Raw genomic sequence first — 17,629 nt, 5'->3', positions numbered from 1 at the left:
ATTTTAACACACCCCTCTGATCTGCACAAGGAAGGGAATTTTTCCTGAGATTGACTTAATAAGGAGGGGGGGTTTAAGATCCGATAAACGCTTTTTTATCCGATAAATGCCAAAATTAAATTTTTCAAAAAATTCAAATCAATTCCTAGACTACTCTTTTACGTCTCCCTCTGGAAAGAGCGGTACGGAAACGTTGATCATTTATATCCATGGTTTTGCCTCCCATCAGCGCGGAGAAAAGGTTCTTTTTCTCCAAGAACGGTTTAATGAAATTGGAACAGCTTTTCTAGCATTTGACCACCGTGGACATGGAAACTCCAGTGGGACTATGAAAGGATTAACCGTTACAAAAAATTTAGAGGATCTCGGCCAAATCATTCAATTTCAAGGAGAAAACTTTAAAAACCTGGTCCTGATTGGATCGTCCATGGGAGGCCAAACCGCCGCCTGGTATGCCGCAAACCACCCAAACCAGATTGACGCAAACCTTCTTATCGCCCCTGCTTTTCGATTTCTTGAAAATCGTAAAAGGGAGCTTGGCCCTCAGGGTCTTAAAAGCTTAGAGGAAAAAGGAGAAATAACCATAAAAAATGATTGGGTAGAGGTAACGATCGGAAAGGAATTGGTTGAGGATGCTCAAAATTATCCGGTGGAAACCCTCTTGCAGAAATATCAAACCCCAACCCTAATGATTCACGGGTTGAACGACGAGTCCGTCCCAATATCAGACAGTTTTTCCTTTATTCAAGCCTCAAAAGCACGCCCTTCGGAACTTTTAATGATTGCTGGAGGAGACCACCGTTTGACCCAACACAAAGACACTCTCTTTTTATATATGAAAACTTTTTTAAAAAAAATGGGGTTAATTTGACCTTTTAAAAAAAACAATTCTTTGCTTTTTAGTTTTTCAGTTTTATCTTGAAAAGATTTTTTTAATTTTCAGGTCCCATCTTCCTCATCAACAACGACAACTTTTGCCTGAAATACATTTAAAGAGTCAAATTCCCCAAATAGATACACATCGTCCCCTCCTCTAAGGGAATCAAAAAGAATTAAATCCACCCCAAGGTGATCAACCTTTCCTTTGATATCTTTCATATGGTTGATGGGAGGATCACTGCATCCTCAATTACATGAACAGGGACAATCTGCGTAATCTCAGAGCACCCAGAAGGAGTACAATGCTGTTTTTCCTCCAATAAATCAAAGGTCCTATTCCCATAACCTGGATCGCTGGGATCATCCGGAATATCCTCTATGATACCCTTAATCTGGTTTGGATCAACTACAGAAGGTTTAACAATAATTAGAGCTGCTTGGAAAAGATCCGGTTCTTGACCCAGATCAATTACCCCTTCAATGATTAGCCGTTTTCCTTTTTTCAATTCATCAGGGCCAAGCAACCGATGGGTTCCCACTTCAATGATTCGGGTTTCAGGGTAGATCCGAACCAAAAGCTCCCCAGAAACTCTCTGTCCAGCATCCAGACTAAATTTAAACTCCTCCGGTTGATCTCCGCTCCCATTTGAAGGGATCTCTTCAGTAATCACACCATAGAGACGGAGAACATCACCAATTTGGATGAGTTTGGCCTGGATATGTAAACCCAGTTCCTCGTTGCGGTCTAAAAGCCCACGAGCGACAACCTTTTCTCCTGTTTTAAGTGATCCAAAATTCCCTGGAAGCCCATCGGCAAGGAATATCTGGGTGTCACCCGTGACGGCCACATCAATAAGATGGTTCCGATCGGAATCATCGGAGCCCGAATCATCATCAAAGAAACCCTTATCCATTGAGAAAGAATCTTCATCAGATGAAGAAACACCATCTTCGGAATCCTTGAAGAATGGGGAATCCCTTTGAATCGTAAAGAAATGATCGTGGATGGAATCAATGGTTCCCTCCACCGCAACGAAACGGGGAAGAGTATCAAAACCGTGTAAAACTTTAACAAAAACAACTGGCCTAAATTTATATTTTCCGGATCCTGTTTTATGAATATGTATGGATTTTTCCGCATCCAAATCCAAATGAATAACAGATGTCTCTCCATCCCCGATATATAAACCATTTTTCAAAACCAGATCCAGCTTTCCATTCGCCACCAATTGAATATCGCTACCTGAAATCTTCTTCTCGGGTGTTATTAATTCCGGATCGCTGATTCGTAACCTTATCTTATTATAAAAACCCGTACGAACCCATCCGACCACGAAAAGGTCATCATCTCCCTGCAATTTAAGCAAATCAATCCGGCGCTCCCCAACAAATAAATTAACAGGGGGTTTATCATCGGATAAAAGAGTCACTTCATTAATGGTAACATTCACCTGAATAAATTCGGGAGCCGGCCCATCCGTGATTAATATGGCAACCTTACCGGTAGATCCAATTCCCCCGCCATTACCGGAATCGGACCCGCAGGCTGTCATGAACCCTCCAAAGATGAGCCCCAGGCCCAAAAAGATTAAAGAAAATTTAGATTTCAAAAATGGAAATATTTTCATGGAGAATGTCTCCCAGCGGTTTCATGTTTTTTATATTAAATTAATATGAGTGGGATTATATTCCCAATTACTATTTTAATTCAACTTTAAATAATACCTTGAATATTAACTACCTAACCCATTGTAATTTTTTCTCTTTATGTTATTATAAATATAAATTCCAAAGGGAATTTTTTGGCGGTCGGAGTTTTTACTGTAAAAGCGTTTTGAAAAAAAAAGCTCCCGCTTTGAAGGGTTTAAACCCGTTTTTTAACAATTGCCCAAAGGGTTTTAAAGAATAAGGTCTTTTTTTTGTTCAGAAACCTCACAGGTAACTAATCATTAGCCACATTTAAAAAGAATTTTAAAAATTTATATAAAGGGAATATCCAAGATATTATGTGATATAATGTAAGGGAGTTTGTATCCATAAATCCCCAAATAATTTCAAAATCTTTCCCATTGAAAAAAAACCGTTTCACCCTCTAGGAAAACCAGGAGCAGCCTTACCCGAAAGGAAACTTTTAACCCCAGCCTAAAAAGCTCCCTAAAATTCAACCCATAGGTGTCACCTTGCCTTCAACCAAAACGGTTAGAAAATTTCTCTACATCCTTTCCTTTATCGAGGGTTTTTGTGTGCTGGCCATTCAGATTGGAGGAACACGGCTTCTGGCCCCCGCATTTGGAACGAGTATTTTCGTTTGGACATCCCAAATTTCCATCACACTGATAACTTTAGCCGTTGGGTATATCGGGGCGGGAAAACTGACGGAACGCTTCGACCCTATACAAATGCTATCTTTTACACTGACGACAGCAACAGCCTGGCTGGCCTCCCTTCCTTTCCTGAAGGGTTTTTTGCTTTCCCCTCTTTTAACGCTTGATTCCCGCTTAGGGGTCCTCCTAGGTGCTTCTTTTCTTTTTGGTCTCCCCCTGCTTTTATTGGGGGGAACCGGACCCATTATCATAAAAGCCCTTGTTGAAAAGGTTCATGAATCGGGTAAAATTGCGGGCAGGGTATTCGGAATATCCACATTTGGAAGCGTGGCCGGAGCCTTATACCTCGGTTTTTTCGGTTTGGGGATTCATCCCACTCACCACATCCTTTGGGGTTTGGCTGCTTTAATGGGGTTATGCAGCCTTTTTCCCTTATTAATATTAAAAACACCTATTCCGCTTCTATTGATCCTTTTTCCTCTTCTGGCTTCCTTTTTGCCCACCCATATTCCCTCAAATACCCCGTGGAAAATCCTTCAAACCAGACCCAGTTCATATGGAGAACTTACGGTGATTGATATTAAAAAAAACAAAAAAGTCTTCCGTTGTCTTTTTAACGACGGACTTCAACAAAACTGTGTTTCTCAGATTCCAAAAGAAAAAAAAATGGCCGGACTTTTCCACACCAACCGAATGGCCATTTTGGCAGAGGCATTTGGAAAAACTGAAGGAGAATCCCTTTTCATCGGTTCCGCTGCGGGAGTTTTACCTATGTATTTCTCTAATCGGGGAGGACAAGTAGACATCATTGAAATCAATCCCGCAATGTTACCTCTGGCAAAAAAATATTTTGGTTTTCAACCCTCTTTGGTGAGAACCATTACCATTGATGATGGTCGAGCGGCGATCCGAAAAATAAACACCAAATATGATTTAATAATTTTAAATGCGTTTATCGGAGATTCTTTTCCATCTCATTTAGTGACCTGGGAGTCTTTCCAATCCATGGGACAAAGACTTAAAAAAAATGGAATCATTCTTTCCAATTTAATGGGAACCCTTGGAACCGAAAACGGGAGAAAAAGTGTTGAGGCAATCCAGGCCACTTATCAGAGAGTATTTCAAGAAAACCTCTTTTATTCAACCCACACCCTTCGTTTCAAAACCGCCAATATTTTTGTCGTCTCTTCAAACACCTCACTAAAGAAAATAAAAAATTTTAATGAAATCCTGTATCCAAAAGTAACCCAGGGAGATTTGGATGCTTTATCCTTTTTAATTCCCATTACCAAAAGGAGTGTTCCGTTTCTTTCCGATGCCTTCAACCCGATCGAACATTTAGACGCAGAGACCCGACAATCTCTTAGAAAAAATATGATTCAACAATCACAAGATTCAAACCGGTTTCTTTTTTGAAACCTTTTTTCCTCTTGTCCATATTTCCCCCAAACCCAGGGATGATATGCAATGAGGTGGTAACTTTTGAAAAAAGGTCATAACTACCTGAAGGGAAAACAAGACATCGTGAAACTCCACTCCCTTGAAAAAAGGGTAACCCTATGATAACGTGGGAACAATTTTTGGAGGATGTGTGACAGTCTCTCACTACAATCACAAAACCATAGAAGAAAAATGGCAGGGGTATTGGTTTGACCAGAAAATTTTTCAGGTTAATGAAAAATCCCCTAAACCGGTTTTTTATTGCTTAGAAATGTTTCCCTACCCATCCGGCAAGATTCATATGGGCCATGTCCGAAACTATACCCTTGGGGATGTGATCGCCCGCTATAAAAAAATGCAGGGATTTGAAGTCCTTCATCCCATCGGTTGGGATGCCTTTGGGCTTCCTGCAGAAAATGCCGCGATTGAACGGAAGGTTCACCCCTCCTATTGGACAAAAGAAAACATCGATCACATGCGCATTCAGCTGAAACGGATCGGTTTATCCTACGACTGGGAACGGGAAATTAACACCTCGAGTCCTGACTTTTACCGTTGGAACCAATGGTTTTTTCTCAAGATGTACGATAAAGGGCTTGCCTATAAAAAACGGTCTCCAGTCAATTGGTGCCCTTCTTGTGAGACCGTGCTGGCCAACGAACAGGTCATTGAAGGGGCATGCTGGCGGTGCGATCAAGCCGTAGAACAAAAAGAGCTTGAGCAATGGTTTTTTAAAATAACCGCCTTCGCCGAGGAACTCTTGCAAGGGTGTAATGAACTGAAAGGTTGGCCAGAACGGGTTTTAACCATGCAGAGAAATTGGATTGGAAAAAGTGTTGGGGTGGAGGTGAATTTTCCTCTGGTTGAATTCGATGACGCCATCCGAGTTTTCACCACACGACCGGATACGTTATATGGAGCCACCTTTATTAGCCTTGCCCCTGATCATCCGATGGTTGAAAAAATCATTCAAGGAAAACCCGAAGCCCAACGGGTCGAAGGCTTTGTAAAAAGAGTGAAAAATCAGGATAAAAAATTAAGAACCGCTGATGAATTGGAAAAGGAAGGGGTTTTCACAGGAAGTTACGCCCTTAATCCCCTAACTCAAAAACCCATTCCCATTTGGGTAGCCAATTTTGTTTTAATGGAGTATGGAACCGGGGCGATCATGGCCGTCCCAGCCCATGATCAAAGGGACTTTGAATTTGCACGAAAGTACAAACTTCCCATTCGTGTTGTCATTCAAGATCCTAAAAAACTCCTCCGGGCCGATCAGATGGATAAGGCTTATACCGAAGAAACGGGTGAATTAATTGAATCAGAATCGTTCACGGGATTATCACCAAGCCAGGCTCAAGAAAAAATCGCCCTATTTTTAGATGATCAAAACCTGGGAAAACAGACCATCAACTACCGCCTCAGAGACTGGGGAATTTCCCGTCAACGGTATTGGGGAACCCCCATTCCCATCCTTTATTGCGATAACTGTGGGGTGGTTCCTGTTCCCTACGACCAACTTCCCGTGAAGCTTCCCCTCAACCCTCTATTAACAGGAACAGGAAAATCCCCTCTATCAGAGGACAAAGATTTTTTGAGAGCCCAATGCCCAAAGTGCCATCAGGGTGCAACACGGGAAACCGATACCATGGACACCTTTGTGGACTCCTCCTGGTATTTTCTTCGGTACCTTTCCCCAAAAATGGATCATGGCCCGTTTGATGCCAACAAGGCAAACCGTTGGATGCCGGTTCATCAATACATTGGTGGAATAGAACACGCAGTTTTACATCTTTTATATGCTCGTTTTTTCACGCGGGTGACCCGGGATTTCGGCCTTCTGAGGGAGGGCGAACCTTTCTCAAATCTCCTGACCCAGGGAATGGTGGTTAAAGAAAGTTATTTTTGTCCCCAGCATGGGTACCTTTTCCCGAAAGAGGTGTCCCAGGGAAATAAATGTTCTAAGTGCCAACAACCGATAGAAATCGGTCGAATCGAAAAAATGTCCAAATCGAAAAAAAACGTCATTGAACCCGATGACCTGATAAAAAAATATGGGGCCGATACCTCTCGCCTTTTTTCTCTTTTCGCAGCCCCTCCAGAGAAAGATTTAGAATGGAATGACCAGGGGGTGGAAGGAGCTTTCCGTTTTCTACAGAAAATTCACCGCATGGTAAATCAATTTCAGGAATTAAAAACTCAAAAGGAAGAAGTGGGAGAAAAACCGACCCAAACCCTTCCTTCTTCAGATATGGAGAGAGGCCTATACAGGAAAACGCACCAAACCATAAAAAAAGTCACCGAGGATATTGAACGGGATTTCCATTTTAATACAGCGGTTGCCGCTTTAATGGAATTTTCAAATGCGATATCCCAGTACCTCTCACAAAAAAAAGAAAAAGATGAAGAAACGGATTTAGGTGTGTTATCTCTCGCAATAAAAACTTTGGTGATCCTTTTAAACCCTTTCGCTCCCCATCTATCCGAAGAAATGTGGCAGTTACTTGGAAACCCACCCAGTGTCAACCAGGTTTCCTGGCCAACTTTTCAAAAGGAGGCCTTACAAGAGGATTTAATAACCATTGTGATTCAGATCAACGGAAAGCTGAGAGTTAAAATCGACCTCCCCCCTGACACCCATGAAGATGAGGTTAAAAAAAGGGTGCTCCAAAACACCAAAGTCAAAGATTTTGTTGAGGGAAAGTCAATCAAAAAACTTATTTATGTTCCAAAACGTCTGGTTAATATTGTTATTTAAACGTTTTCACCACCCAAGGATTTAATTTGCGAACCCTCTCTTTTGAGAATGGCTGTTTTCTTTCTTTTTTAATCGCCTTGGGTTTTTCTTTTTGGGTTTCAGGTTGCAGTTATACCGTTGTAGGAATAAACCCTTCCCAAAATTTCCTGTCTAAGAGGACCATTCACTTTCCCATTTTGTCTAATGCCACTTCCGAACCCCTTATTGAGGAACGCCTCTCTCAATTGATTTCCCAAGAACTTTTAACGGACCACCGCATTCGGTTGGTTAACGGGTCCCAAGAAGCCGATACCATCCTAAAAGGGGAAATTACCTCATTCGGGGAAACGACCCTCTCTTTCGATCCTTTCCAAAATTCTTTGGAGGTTCGTGTTTCTGTAAACTTTAATTTATCATTGGAATCGTTACAGGATGAGGAAATTTCCTGGGAAACCCAAGGATTTCAAACTTCAGCAGAATACATAACCACCAACGACACGGCAGCCACTCGGGTAGCCAAAGACCGGGCCCTTCGGGAGATTGGGAAAAATATCGCCCAAACCATAATTTTTCAAATTTTTTGAAACCGCCTTCTCAAGGAAAATAAAAAATTTATGACTAAATTAAAGAACCCTTTATTAAAATTCACTGATTTCTTTAAATCCGTCGATCATTCTCCTCCTCTTCCCATTTATTTTTTTAACGGTGAGGGGCCTTTTTTTATCCAAAAAGGACTCAACCTTTTAAAGAAAAAGTTTGCAGGCTCACCTTCAGATCAATTGAATTTTCAAACTTTTTTTGGACACGAGGTTTCAGCCAACGACCTGGTGAACGCCTGCCAAACATTCCCTTTCCTTTCAGAAAAAAGAATCGTGATTTTAAAGGGTTTAGACAAAATGCCATCGGGGGAACAGGAAAAACTGGTTTCCTATCTTCAAAACCCCTCACCCTCAACTTTCCTTCTTATCACCGCTGAAAAAATTGATCTTAGAAAAAAAATCTGCCAGGCCATTCAAGCTCATGGAGCCATTGTTTCCTGCACTCCTCCTTATGAATCCCAAATCCCTTTTTGGATTAAAAAAATGGCGGAATCGATTAACCTGGGTTTATCAGACGAGGCTATAATCGAACTGAAGGAACAACTGGGAAATGATCTCTTAAAAATCCAAACGGAGTTAGAAAAAATTTCTCTCTATCACCTGGGGAAAAAAGAAACATTGAACAGGGATGATATTACGGTTGTTTTAGTAGGGGAAAAAGAACATTCCATTTTTGATCTCACCCGTGCCATTGGACAAAAAGATTTTGAAACAGCAATGAAAACCTTAAAAAGGGTTTTGGAAAATGGGGACCATCCATTGATGGTCTTAACCTTTTTGATCAGGCAATTCCGGTTAATTTGGAAAACCAAAGATTTGTTTTCTAACGGAGTCCCAAAAGAGGAAATTTCCAAAAAACTTGGCGTTCATCCCTTTTATGGGCAGACCTTGCAAAATCAAGCCCGACTTTATTCGGAAGAGAAACTTCAGGAAAGTTTTATGATGTTTAAAGAGGCAGACGCGGCATTAAAGGAAAGTTTTCATAACCCCCGTTTCTTCCTTGAACGGCTCATTTTTTTTCTGTGTCAGCCGACAAAAAACTTTTCCACCAGAGGGGGGAAAACATAGGGAGAAAAAACAAACCAGGTTAGGCTTCCTTCTTTTTGTTTTTCCCAGATGAACCGGTTCCTTTTTTTTCAATCCCTTTGAGGGAATTGACCTTGAGCGTTAACCGTGAAACCTTTCGAGCTGCTGTGTTTCGATGAACATACCCTTTAGACACCGCTTTACCCAGAGCGGAAGAAACAGTGACAAGACAAAGCTGGGCGTCGTCTACTTTTTTCTGGTCAATGGCAGAATGGACCTTTTTAATTAATGTTTTTAAGGTCGAAAGTACAGACCGATTCCGCTCCCGCCTTGTATTTATTTGCCGCTCACGTTTTAAAGCTGATCGATGAATTGCCACAATTTCCTCCTTTGGTTTTTAAACTAAAAAAAAATCCCCCCATGGGGCGGGGAGAAAGAACCAGTAAATGTTTCAGCCTCCCATTTCTTATCAAAAACTTTAAATATAAGCATGAAAAAAATGAAAATAATGATTTAAAATCCCTACTTTGTACCATAAAAGAAGATTGTAGTCAATAAGGTTCAGGAAACCAAAAAAATATTTCTTGCCTCTAAATCATAATGACGGAACAAAAAAAAATTACCAAAGCAGCAGGGATCATTAGTCTGGGTACTTTCCTGAGCCGAATAATGGGATTTCTCCGAGACATGGTCTTAGCTCGTCTTTTCGGAGCGGGTTTAGCCGCCGACGCTTTCTTTGTCGCTTTTCGTATACCCAATATGCTCAGGGAACTTTTTGCTGAAGGTTCTATGTCGGCGGCTTTTATTCCAGTTTTTACGGAATATCTAACCCAAAAATCTCGTCGGGATGCCTGGGAACTGGCAGGGGCGGTTTTTACCACACTACTAACTATTCTTACTGCAATTACCCTTCTAGGGATTCTTTTCTCACCTTGGATAGTAAAAGGACTGGCCCCCGGTTTTACCCAGTATCCCGAAAAAACAGCGTTAACAATATTACTCAACCAAATCATGTTCCCCTACCTCCTGTTTATTTCCTTATCTGCCCTCGTGATGGGAATCCTAAACTCATTTCGTTCCTTTGCGGCCCCAGCCCTCTCCCCGGTCATGTTTAATTTGTCCATTATTTTGGCAGCTTTCTTATTATCTCCTTTATTTTCAAAACCTATCCTGGGTATTGCTCTCGGGGTCCTCATTGGGGGGCTGAGCCAGTTTCTTTTTCAACTCCCCAGCCTCCATCGACTGGGTTTTTCATTGTTATTTAAATTTAATCCCACCCATCCTGGAGTACTTAAAATAGGGCGACTCATTTTACCCACCATGATTGGGCTTTCCGTAACTCAAATCAATATTTTGGTGAACACCCTTTTGGCCTCTTTTTTGAGTGAGGGAAGTGTTACCTATCTGTTCTATGGAATGAGACTAATTCATTTCCCTTTGGGTCTATTTGGAGTGGCATTTGCTACCGCCCTACTGCCCACCATGGCTTCCCAAGCGGCAGCGGGTGCAATTAATGACCTTAAGGTAACACTCTCATTTGGCCTTCGGCTTGTCTTCTTTGTCACACTCCCTGCAATGGTGGGACTTATTTTCTTAAGGATTCCTATTGTTCATCTCCTTTTTGAACATGGCCAATTCACCTCAGAGGCCACCTTAAACACCGCTACGGCTGTTCTTTTTTATTCAGTCGGACTTTGGGCCTTTGCGGGGGTCCGTATCACCATTCCTACATTTTATTCTTTACAAGACACCACCACTCCAGTAAAGGTCGCCGTCCTCAGCATGATCATCAATATCCTCCTCAACCTGCTGCTTATGGGTCCTTTGGCTCACGGCGGTTTGGCCTTAGCAACCTCACTATCCGCAATAGTCCATTTCTTCATCCTTCTCCTGCTCTTAAAAAGGAGGCTGGGAAATATTGAGCTCGGACGGCTTTTTACATCACTTCTGAGAAATATCAGCTCTTGTTTTCTTATTGCCATTATATGCGGGTTAGTCAGTGGCCTTGAAATCTGGAATGTTCAGGGTGACTGGTTTGAAAAAATCGTTCTTATTGGAATGGCACTTCTTTTTAGTACTGCCGCTTACTTACTGACCCAGCGATTGATGGGAAGCGAAGAGTTTTTCTTTCTTCAAGATTTTGTATCCGAAAAGTTTCGTAAAAAAGGAACCTCTCTAAAGAACAAAAAACTTTAATTTAACCCCTTCTAAAAAGAGGATGTTGTCTCGGATTCATTTTTTGGGAAATTTTAAATTAATAAAATTTAGGATTAGGTGAATCCATTTGATTTCCAAAAAATAATTTTAAATTTTTAACAACCTAATTTGTTTTTATTAGATAAATTAAATATTTGATAAATATTTCAAAAAACCACTTTCTCTCTTCACTAGTGTATTTATCTGCTATAATCAAAAAACCCTTCCAATTAATAGGAGATATAAGATTAAAGCAACCCTCTTTGCATGCATTTGTATTCAAGAAAAGGATGTTAGCATCATAGCAAAAGATTTTATAAAAAATTTTCTTGACAGATATAAAATGCTATGCTAGGATTTAGACGCATTTTGTGAGTTTAATCAAATTTTCAATTGTTTTTGTAGGGTTAGAAGGAAATGGAAGAGCTAAAAGACATCATCGATGGTTTAGAGCAGCGGGTGTGCGTTTATAAAAACAAGCTGCAGGAACTTCAAAAAAAGCGGGAAAAGGTCGATGATGAAGTTAAAACAGTTAAGAAGTACTTAGAGTTAGCCGAAACTCTCTACCGTGTTGAAGTTGATAAAGCAAAACTTGCTAACCTTTCACATCAGATCATCGCAGAAAACGATAAAGAAAGGGCTGCAAGACCCCAATTTACCTCTGTCCCGGACGTAACAGACCAATCCAGAGAAATCCTTTTAGGAAAAACAAAATATGTGGGTTTAAGTGTTCCCCAGGCCGCCTTCCTCTTACTTAAGGAAGCAGGAAAAGCCATGCATGCTAAGGATATCTACCACAGCTTAACTGAAGGTGGAATCCGAATTAGGGGAAAAACCCCGGTCACATCAATTGCCATTTCTTTGAATAGGGATAAACGTTTTAGGAAGGTTGCTCCGAATACCTTTGAGATTGTTGAAGAGCGGCTCCTTCAGTCCGCTTCTTAAAGTTTTCAAGAGCTTCCATGGCCCAAGGGCATATGGAGGATAACCACCATAGAGAAAGAGGAAAGGGGGTGAAAGGGACTTGGCAACTAAGAAAAAACCCGCGAAAAAAAAGAGCAGTGCAAAAGCAAAGAAAAAGAAGTAGGGTTCTTGAAGCATCAAAAAGGTGGGGTCCTCTTGGGGACCCCACTTCTAATTTGACTTTCATTATACAGTAACCTTCCCCAGTTTAATACCCTTTTTTATATTTTCAAGCCAAAATTAACATTATTTTTTCGTTACCTCATAACGAAATTATAAGTTACTGTTTTTATTAAATTTTTTAATAATAACAACAAAAACAAGGTTTTTTTGGACGGTTCCCTAAAACTTTCCCCCTTCCCACTCTCCCCAGTTGCAAAAAACATTTAAGGCACCATTTACCATAGCGGACCTCGACTGCATCATAACAGGTCTAAACATGCCGCCAGAGACTGAAGCTGCAGATTACCCCATGTGATAACGGAAAAAAAAAGATCTTTTGCCTGCCCTCTTTTTACTTTTTAAATCGCCGTAGAAATCCAACCCATCTAAACAGAATGCTTGGATATGAGCACTGTAACCGAAATTGCCTCCGATTCGGTGATAAATTCCAGGTTTTCATTTCATTCAAAACACGCATAAAGCAAGATCCCTCTTTTATTTTAAGAGAAAACCATTTCCGGTTTTAATGAATAAAAACCTTTTGAAGAGCAAGCGTTATAGAGATAGGCGTTGCGGGGTCAGGCTTTCAACCCCAGGCAGGATAACAGGAACCTCTTGTTCGGAAGGATTAATTATTTTCCAGCATTTTTCATTGGATAAAATCTTAGAAACTAAGCAGGTGTGTAGGGCATGCCCGCCTCGTTCGGCAACAACCTTCCCAATAACGGGCATTCCAATTAGGAACAGGTCCCCAAGAAGATCTAAAACCTTATGTCGGGCAAATTCATCCTCAAATCGCAATCCATTTTCATTTAAGATCCCTTTCTCCCCCACCACAATGGCATTTTCTAGGGAGCCCCCTCGGGCAACACCCCTATTCCAAAGGGCTTCAATTTCGTGAAGAAAGCAAAAAGTCCTAGCCCCTGCAATCTCCTGCTCAAACTCGTTTTCTTTGTTTCGAAAAATAAAAGACTGCCGCCCAATCACTGAGTGAGGGTATTCAATAGAACATTGGACTTTAAAATGAGGGTAAGGTTCAATCCAAATCCGCTTGTTTCCTTCCTTCACTTCAATGGTTTTTAATATCTTCATATAGAACTGTCCAATTCCCTGAGAAACAATTCTGGCTTCCTTTAAAACAGAAACAAAGGGACTTGCACTACCATCCAAAATAGGGATTTCGGGGCCATCCACCTCAACATATAGGTTATCAATTCCTAGACCCATGACAGCCGAGAGTAAATGTTCCACGGTTTGAATCACACAACCCTGGCGGCCTAATGTAGTAGAAAGATCGGTTGCTATTACATTTTGAGCCACCCCTTTAATAAAGACAGGGGGATTGAGATCCCTTCTAATAAAAACGACACCCGTATTGACTGGAGCGGGTAAAAAATTTATATTAACAACCTGTCCGGAATGAAGTCCAATTCCTGAACATGTTACTAACTTAGCTATAGATCTCTGTTGCCTCATTTATAACTCCTTCTTTAAGAAAGACAAAACTACAACTTATGCAAATATTATTCCATAATTTAAAATAAAAAACAATTAACATATAACAACATGTTATTAAAGGAAAATAACACTTTAAAGATTAATTTTCTAAATTAAAAAGTAAACCATTCAAATAAATTTATGTTGCATAAACAACACAAATCCTAAAGGGAAAGTTGCGTTTTTGCCATATCCTCCTTTCTTTTGACAAATTTTCCTTAAAATCACATCAGGATTTAAAATAGAAAGGAAATTCTCATATGAGGATAGGAGTCTTAACGGGTGGGGGAGACTGTCCTGGCCTAAATGCAGTAATTCGCGCGGTTTTTAAAACCTCCTTTAATAATGGTTGGGATGTTATCGGAATTGAGGATGGATTTGAAGGATTATTAGATCCAACCAAATCTGTTTTCTTATCTCCTGAAAAAATCCACGGAATTTTACCCTTGGGTGGAACAATATTGGGAACATCCAACATGCCCGACCCGTTCGAGCAATCCCTAAATGATCCAACCCTTAGGTCATCAGTGGAAAAACCAACCAACATGTTAAAAAATATCCAGGAACTTGGCCTAAATGCGGTCATTGCAATTGGGGGGGATGGGACCCTAACCATTTCACAGGGCCTGTTCCAAATGGGGGGTCCGTTAATAGGTATTCCAAAGACAATTGATAATGATATTCCAGGCACTGATGTAACCTTGGGTTTTAGAACGGCAGTAGAGACGGTTACCCAGGCCCTAGACAGACTGCATTCGACAGCGGAAAGCCATCACCGAATATTTGTGGTTGAGGTCATGGGACGTTATGGGGGATGGATTGCCTTGGAGGCCGGGATGGCCGGGGGCGCAGACATTATTCTTATCCCGGAAATACCCTTTGAAATGGAAAAAATACAGGAAAAAATCCAAAGCCAATTTGAAAAAGGCAGAAAATGCTGTCTCATCGTTGTTGCAGAAGGATCAAAACCCTTAGGGGGAGGGATGTCCGTTTTAAAAAAATCAGAAAGTGGTTATGTGCTCCGTTTGGAAGGAGTTGGAAAAAAAGTAGGAGAAGAAATTAGCCGAAAAACGGGAAAGGATGTTCGGGTAACGGTCCTTGGACACCTTCAAAGAGGGGGCTCACCCTGTTCTTTTGACAGAATTTTAGGAACCCGTTTTGGAACGGCAGCAATTGAACTCATTAAGGAAGGTGGTTTCGGGAAAATGGTCTGTCTTAAAACACCCCATATAACCTCCGTTCCTCTTCAGGAAGCGGTTAAAGAATTAAAAACAGTCCCCCCACATGGAGGTCTGGTTAATTCTGCTGAGGCTTTGGGAATATCGCTGGGAAGGTAAGGAGGGATTTTCAAAAAAGCCATTTCCCATCAATCATGAGCCATTTTTTTTTGTTCTATTGCTTGAAACCAAATATACTCCTATCCCAAAAAATAAACCCACCCCCATGGCGGCGTGAAATAACCCCAAAAATCCACCCACTCCCAAAACAATCCCTTTGGACCAATAAAAAACCACACCAATCATAAGGGATAAAAACATTACCCCTACTCCGACCCAAAAATGAATTTTTTTTTGGGATTCCCAGATTCCCATGTCCATTTCTCCAACCCTATTCATTTTAGGTTTGTCAGTCTCAAACATTAAAATTCAATATTCTTGTCCGACGCAACCACCAAGTCAACATAAGCATCCATTCCCTGAATTAGCCCGCCTTAAATTAAACCCTCTTTGGTGATTTTCCTTGCAACCGCACAGGCCTGGCACACCCAAAATGGAACATTGCCCTCAACCAAAACCGATAATACATCCTTCAGAGGAGGAATTCCAATTCCAACCACAGAATCAGCAATCCCTTCTCTTCCCATCACGACTGCTTCGTTTTGGAGCCAAACGGTCACCTCATGGCCTTGAGCTTTGGCGGCTTTCGCAGCGAAAAAGGAAGTGTCGCTTGGGTGGGATCATCTGTTCCACGACTTACTGAAATTACCATTTTCATATGAGTGGCCTCCTTCAAAAAATTTGATTTGAATTTCTTTATCTATAAAAAATGGGCATCCAAAAGGAGATCTTTCAGGGGTTGCACCCATTACAATTTAGTTTTACTTATGAAAAAGAAAACCTGAAGATTATATTACTGATTCCCCTTTGGGAGCAATTATAAAAATACCCCCTTTTCCCCTTACCCACTTCTTTCAGGAAAACCTTATCAAATTTGGGTCTTCGTGTAATCGAGTGGGTAAATTTTGCCATTACCCGCCTGTCCGGCGGGCACTTGCAGGCAGGGGAAAGCGGAAATCCAGGCCCTTCCCGATAGGGGTAGGGAAGGCGATTGCCTCCCCTTCCTCCGAACCGGACAGGCGGTGTAGGGTCAAGCAGTGGCGCATCGCCATAGGCTCTCCCTTGGCCGTTGCCACCCTTTCGGGTTCGGTGCCCGTTTAGGGATTACCCTAGCCTGTCTCCACCACCTGCCACATCAAACGGTACGTGCCCTTTTCGAGCATACCGCTTTCCTTATGCCTTCTTCCGGCAGCATTACGACCAGCAATAATGGATGCGGTTCATCTCTATGCAGGCAAGTCCATACCTTCCGTAGAGAACCTTATTGGGCAGTGCCCGATACTTCCCAACCCCACCCTTCTTGCTTCTGTAGCGCAGTGTCTTCCTCAATCGATCATTCGTATAGGTTTGTAGCTGCCTAAAGACTCGATGGCTGTGGGTGTGACTGTAGTAATTCGTCCACCCCATCAGGATTGGATTGATGTGTTTCACAATCCAGGCTGCAGGTAAGTTCTGGTACCTGCGCTTATCCGTATACCACCTAATCTTGTCCCATACACGCTTCTTGGATTCCTGCGTGGGGATCACGTGGGTGACATCTTTATGATGTCTGCTCGAGTAATCCCTCACGAAGTGATATCCAAGATAATCAAACCCCTCTCTGGCATCCCGAAACTGTGTCTTATCCAGGTTGATTCCCAGTCCTAAGCCTTCAAGGATCTCCTTCGCTTCCTTCCAGATTCTAGGGTCCTCCCGCGGCACTTGGATGAGGATGTCATCACAGTACCGAGTAAGCACCGCATCATAGCGCCACTTTCGGTGGTTGTTCCTTTTATGCCACTCCTCATCAAACTGGTGTAAGTACCAGTTGGACAGAAGCGGGGAAACCACCCCACCTTGGGGAGAGCCTTCCTCTGGTTGGATTATTTCCCCCCGATCTACCACCTTGGCTTTTAACCAAGCCTTCAGCATCTTCAGGATGTTCTTGTCCGCTACATATCGGCGGATAAGATCCATCAGACGATCATGGGGGATCGTGTCGAAGTAAGCCTGAAGGTCCACCTGAATCACTTGAGTACATCCAAAGTTTAAATACTTCCACACCTGTTTGGATGCTCCTCGTGTAGAGCGCTTTGGACGAAATCCATAAGAGCAGTCAAGAAATTTTGCCTCCGCTATCGGTTCCAGCACCATTTTGACTGCTCTCTGTACGATCCTGTCCCGAATACAGGGAATCCCAAGCGGTCTCTTCTGACCATTGGGTTTTGGGATGTAGACCCTTCGGATACTCTTTGCTCCGTATCGCTTCTCCCGCAGCTCCTGCTGTAATTCCTGCAGGTACCGAACCTCTCCATACGCCTCTATCTGGTCAACCCCTATCCCATCATTCCCTTGTCAATGGTCATTTAAAAGTGTACCAATTCTGGTCATGGAAAAGTGTACCAGTCCGGCACATCCCTCAGGTTTTTAGGTTTGAGAGCTTTTGGTCCTTTTGGAGTCAAAATCGGCTCTCCTAAATGCCCCAGGATTGAT

Annotated in this window: 14 protein-coding genes; 8 read left to right on the top strand and 6 right to left on the bottom strand. The window is 41.9% G+C overall.

Features of this window, described 5'->3' with window-relative positions:
* The first annotated feature begins 106 nt into the window (after nucleotides 1–106).
* The gene (locus tag VGB26_08795) at nucleotides 107–871 is read left to right on the top strand and encodes an alpha/beta fold hydrolase (protein HEX9757884.1); all 765 of its coding nucleotides are present in this window, start codon (nucleotides 107–109) and stop codon (nucleotides 869–871) included.
* Nucleotides 872–939: 68 nt separating this feature from the next.
* Here the strand turns inward: VGB26_08795 and VGB26_08790 are convergent, their stop codons facing one another.
* Together VGB26_08790 and VGB26_08785 are read right to left on the bottom strand one after the other, a co-directional pair.
* On the bottom strand, nucleotides 940–1,098 hold the full coding sequence (locus VGB26_08790) for a hypothetical protein (GenBank protein HEX9757883.1): 159 nt from the start codon (nucleotides 1,096–1,098) through the stop codon (nucleotides 940–942).
* Nucleotides 1,095–2,432: a DUF4382 domain-containing protein gene (locus VGB26_08785; GenBank protein HEX9757882.1), complete on the bottom strand. Its 1,338-nt coding sequence runs from the start codon at nucleotides 2,430–2,432 to the stop codon at nucleotides 1,095–1,097. Before VGB26_08785 ends, VGB26_08790 begins: the two co-directional genes overlap by 4 nt.
* A 627-nt stretch (nucleotides 2,433–3,059) precedes the next feature.
* Between VGB26_08785 and VGB26_08780 the strand changes: the two genes are divergently transcribed.
* The 4 genes from VGB26_08780 (at nucleotide 3,060) to holA (ending at nucleotide 9,044) form a co-directional block, all read left to right on the top strand.
* Nucleotides 3,060–4,619, top strand: a complete 1,560-nt coding sequence (locus tag VGB26_08780; protein HEX9757881.1) for a fused MFS/spermidine synthase — start codon at nucleotides 3,060–3,062, stop codon at nucleotides 4,617–4,619.
* A 175-nt stretch (nucleotides 4,620–4,794) separates the two neighbouring features.
* Complete coding sequence (gene leuS / locus VGB26_08775) at nucleotides 4,795–7,398, top strand: leucine--tRNA ligase (protein HEX9757880.1); 2,604 nt, start codon at nucleotides 4,795–4,797, stop codon at nucleotides 7,396–7,398.
* Between the two features lie 26 nt (nucleotides 7,399–7,424).
* Nucleotides 7,425–7,961, top strand: coding sequence for an LPS assembly lipoprotein LptE (lptE, locus tag VGB26_08770; GenBank protein ID HEX9757879.1), 537 nt, complete (start codon nucleotides 7,425–7,427; stop codon nucleotides 7,959–7,961).
* 30 nt (nucleotides 7,962–7,991) lie between these two features.
* Nucleotides 7,992–9,044 carry a DNA polymerase III subunit delta gene (gene holA, locus VGB26_08765; protein ID HEX9757878.1) on the top strand — a complete coding sequence of 351 codons (1,053 nt, stop codon included), beginning with the start codon at nucleotides 7,992–7,994 and terminating at the stop codon, nucleotides 9,042–9,044.
* 19 nt (nucleotides 9,045–9,063) lie between these two features.
* Here holA and rpsT read toward each other — a convergent pair whose 3' ends face one another.
* Complete coding sequence (gene rpsT, locus VGB26_08760) at nucleotides 9,064–9,381, bottom strand: 30S ribosomal protein S20 (GenBank protein HEX9757877.1); 318 nt, start codon at nucleotides 9,379–9,381, stop codon at nucleotides 9,064–9,066.
* Between the two features lie 221 nt (nucleotides 9,382–9,602).
* Here rpsT and murJ point away from each other — a divergent pair, with 221 nt between their 5' ends.
* Both murJ and VGB26_08750 read left to right on the top strand, forming a co-directional pair.
* The gene (murJ, locus tag VGB26_08755; protein ID HEX9757876.1) at nucleotides 9,603–11,198 is read left to right on the top strand and encodes a murein biosynthesis integral membrane protein MurJ; all 1,596 of its coding nucleotides are present in this window, start codon (nucleotides 9,603–9,605) and stop codon (nucleotides 11,196–11,198) included.
* A gap of 417 nt (nucleotides 11,199–11,615) precedes the next feature.
* Nucleotides 11,616–12,143: an HTH domain-containing protein gene (locus tag VGB26_08750; protein HEX9757875.1), complete on the top strand. Its 528-nt coding sequence runs from the start codon at nucleotides 11,616–11,618 to the stop codon at nucleotides 12,141–12,143.
* A gap of 735 nt (nucleotides 12,144–12,878) precedes the next feature.
* On the opposite strand, the gene lpxC is transcribed toward VGB26_08750, so the two are convergent.
* The gene (gene lpxC, locus VGB26_08745; GenBank protein HEX9757874.1) at nucleotides 12,879–13,799 is read right to left on the bottom strand and encodes a UDP-3-O-acyl-N-acetylglucosamine deacetylase; all 921 of its coding nucleotides are present in this window, start codon (nucleotides 13,797–13,799) and stop codon (nucleotides 12,879–12,881) included.
* A 281-nt stretch (nucleotides 13,800–14,080) separates the two neighbouring features.
* Here lpxC and VGB26_08740 point away from each other — a divergent pair, with 281 nt between their 5' ends.
* Nucleotides 14,081–15,157 (top strand): ATP-dependent 6-phosphofructokinase, encoded by a 1,077-nt coding sequence (locus VGB26_08740; GenBank protein ID HEX9757873.1) that lies wholly within the window; start codon nucleotides 14,081–14,083, stop codon nucleotides 15,155–15,157.
* Between the two features lie 374 nt (nucleotides 15,158–15,531).
* Here VGB26_08740 and VGB26_08735 read toward each other — a convergent pair whose 3' ends face one another.
* Both VGB26_08735 and ltrA read right to left on the bottom strand, forming a co-directional pair.
* On the bottom strand, nucleotides 15,532–15,717 hold the full coding sequence (locus tag VGB26_08735; GenBank protein ID HEX9757872.1) for a DsrE family protein: 186 nt from the start codon (nucleotides 15,715–15,717) through the stop codon (nucleotides 15,532–15,534).
* A 634-nt stretch (nucleotides 15,718–16,351) separates the two neighbouring features.
* Entirely contained in the window at nucleotides 16,352–17,476 is a 1,125-nt protein-coding gene (gene ltrA / locus VGB26_08730) for a group II intron reverse transcriptase/maturase (protein HEX9757871.1), read from the bottom strand.
* Between the last annotated feature and the right edge of the window lie 153 nt (nucleotides 17,477–17,629).

It is taken from the genome of Nitrospiria bacterium (assembly GCA_036397255.1).
GTDB lineage: Bacteria > Nitrospirota > Nitrospiria > DASWJH01 > DASWJH01 > DASWJH01.
This window is presented reverse-complemented; position numbering and strand designations above follow the sequence as displayed.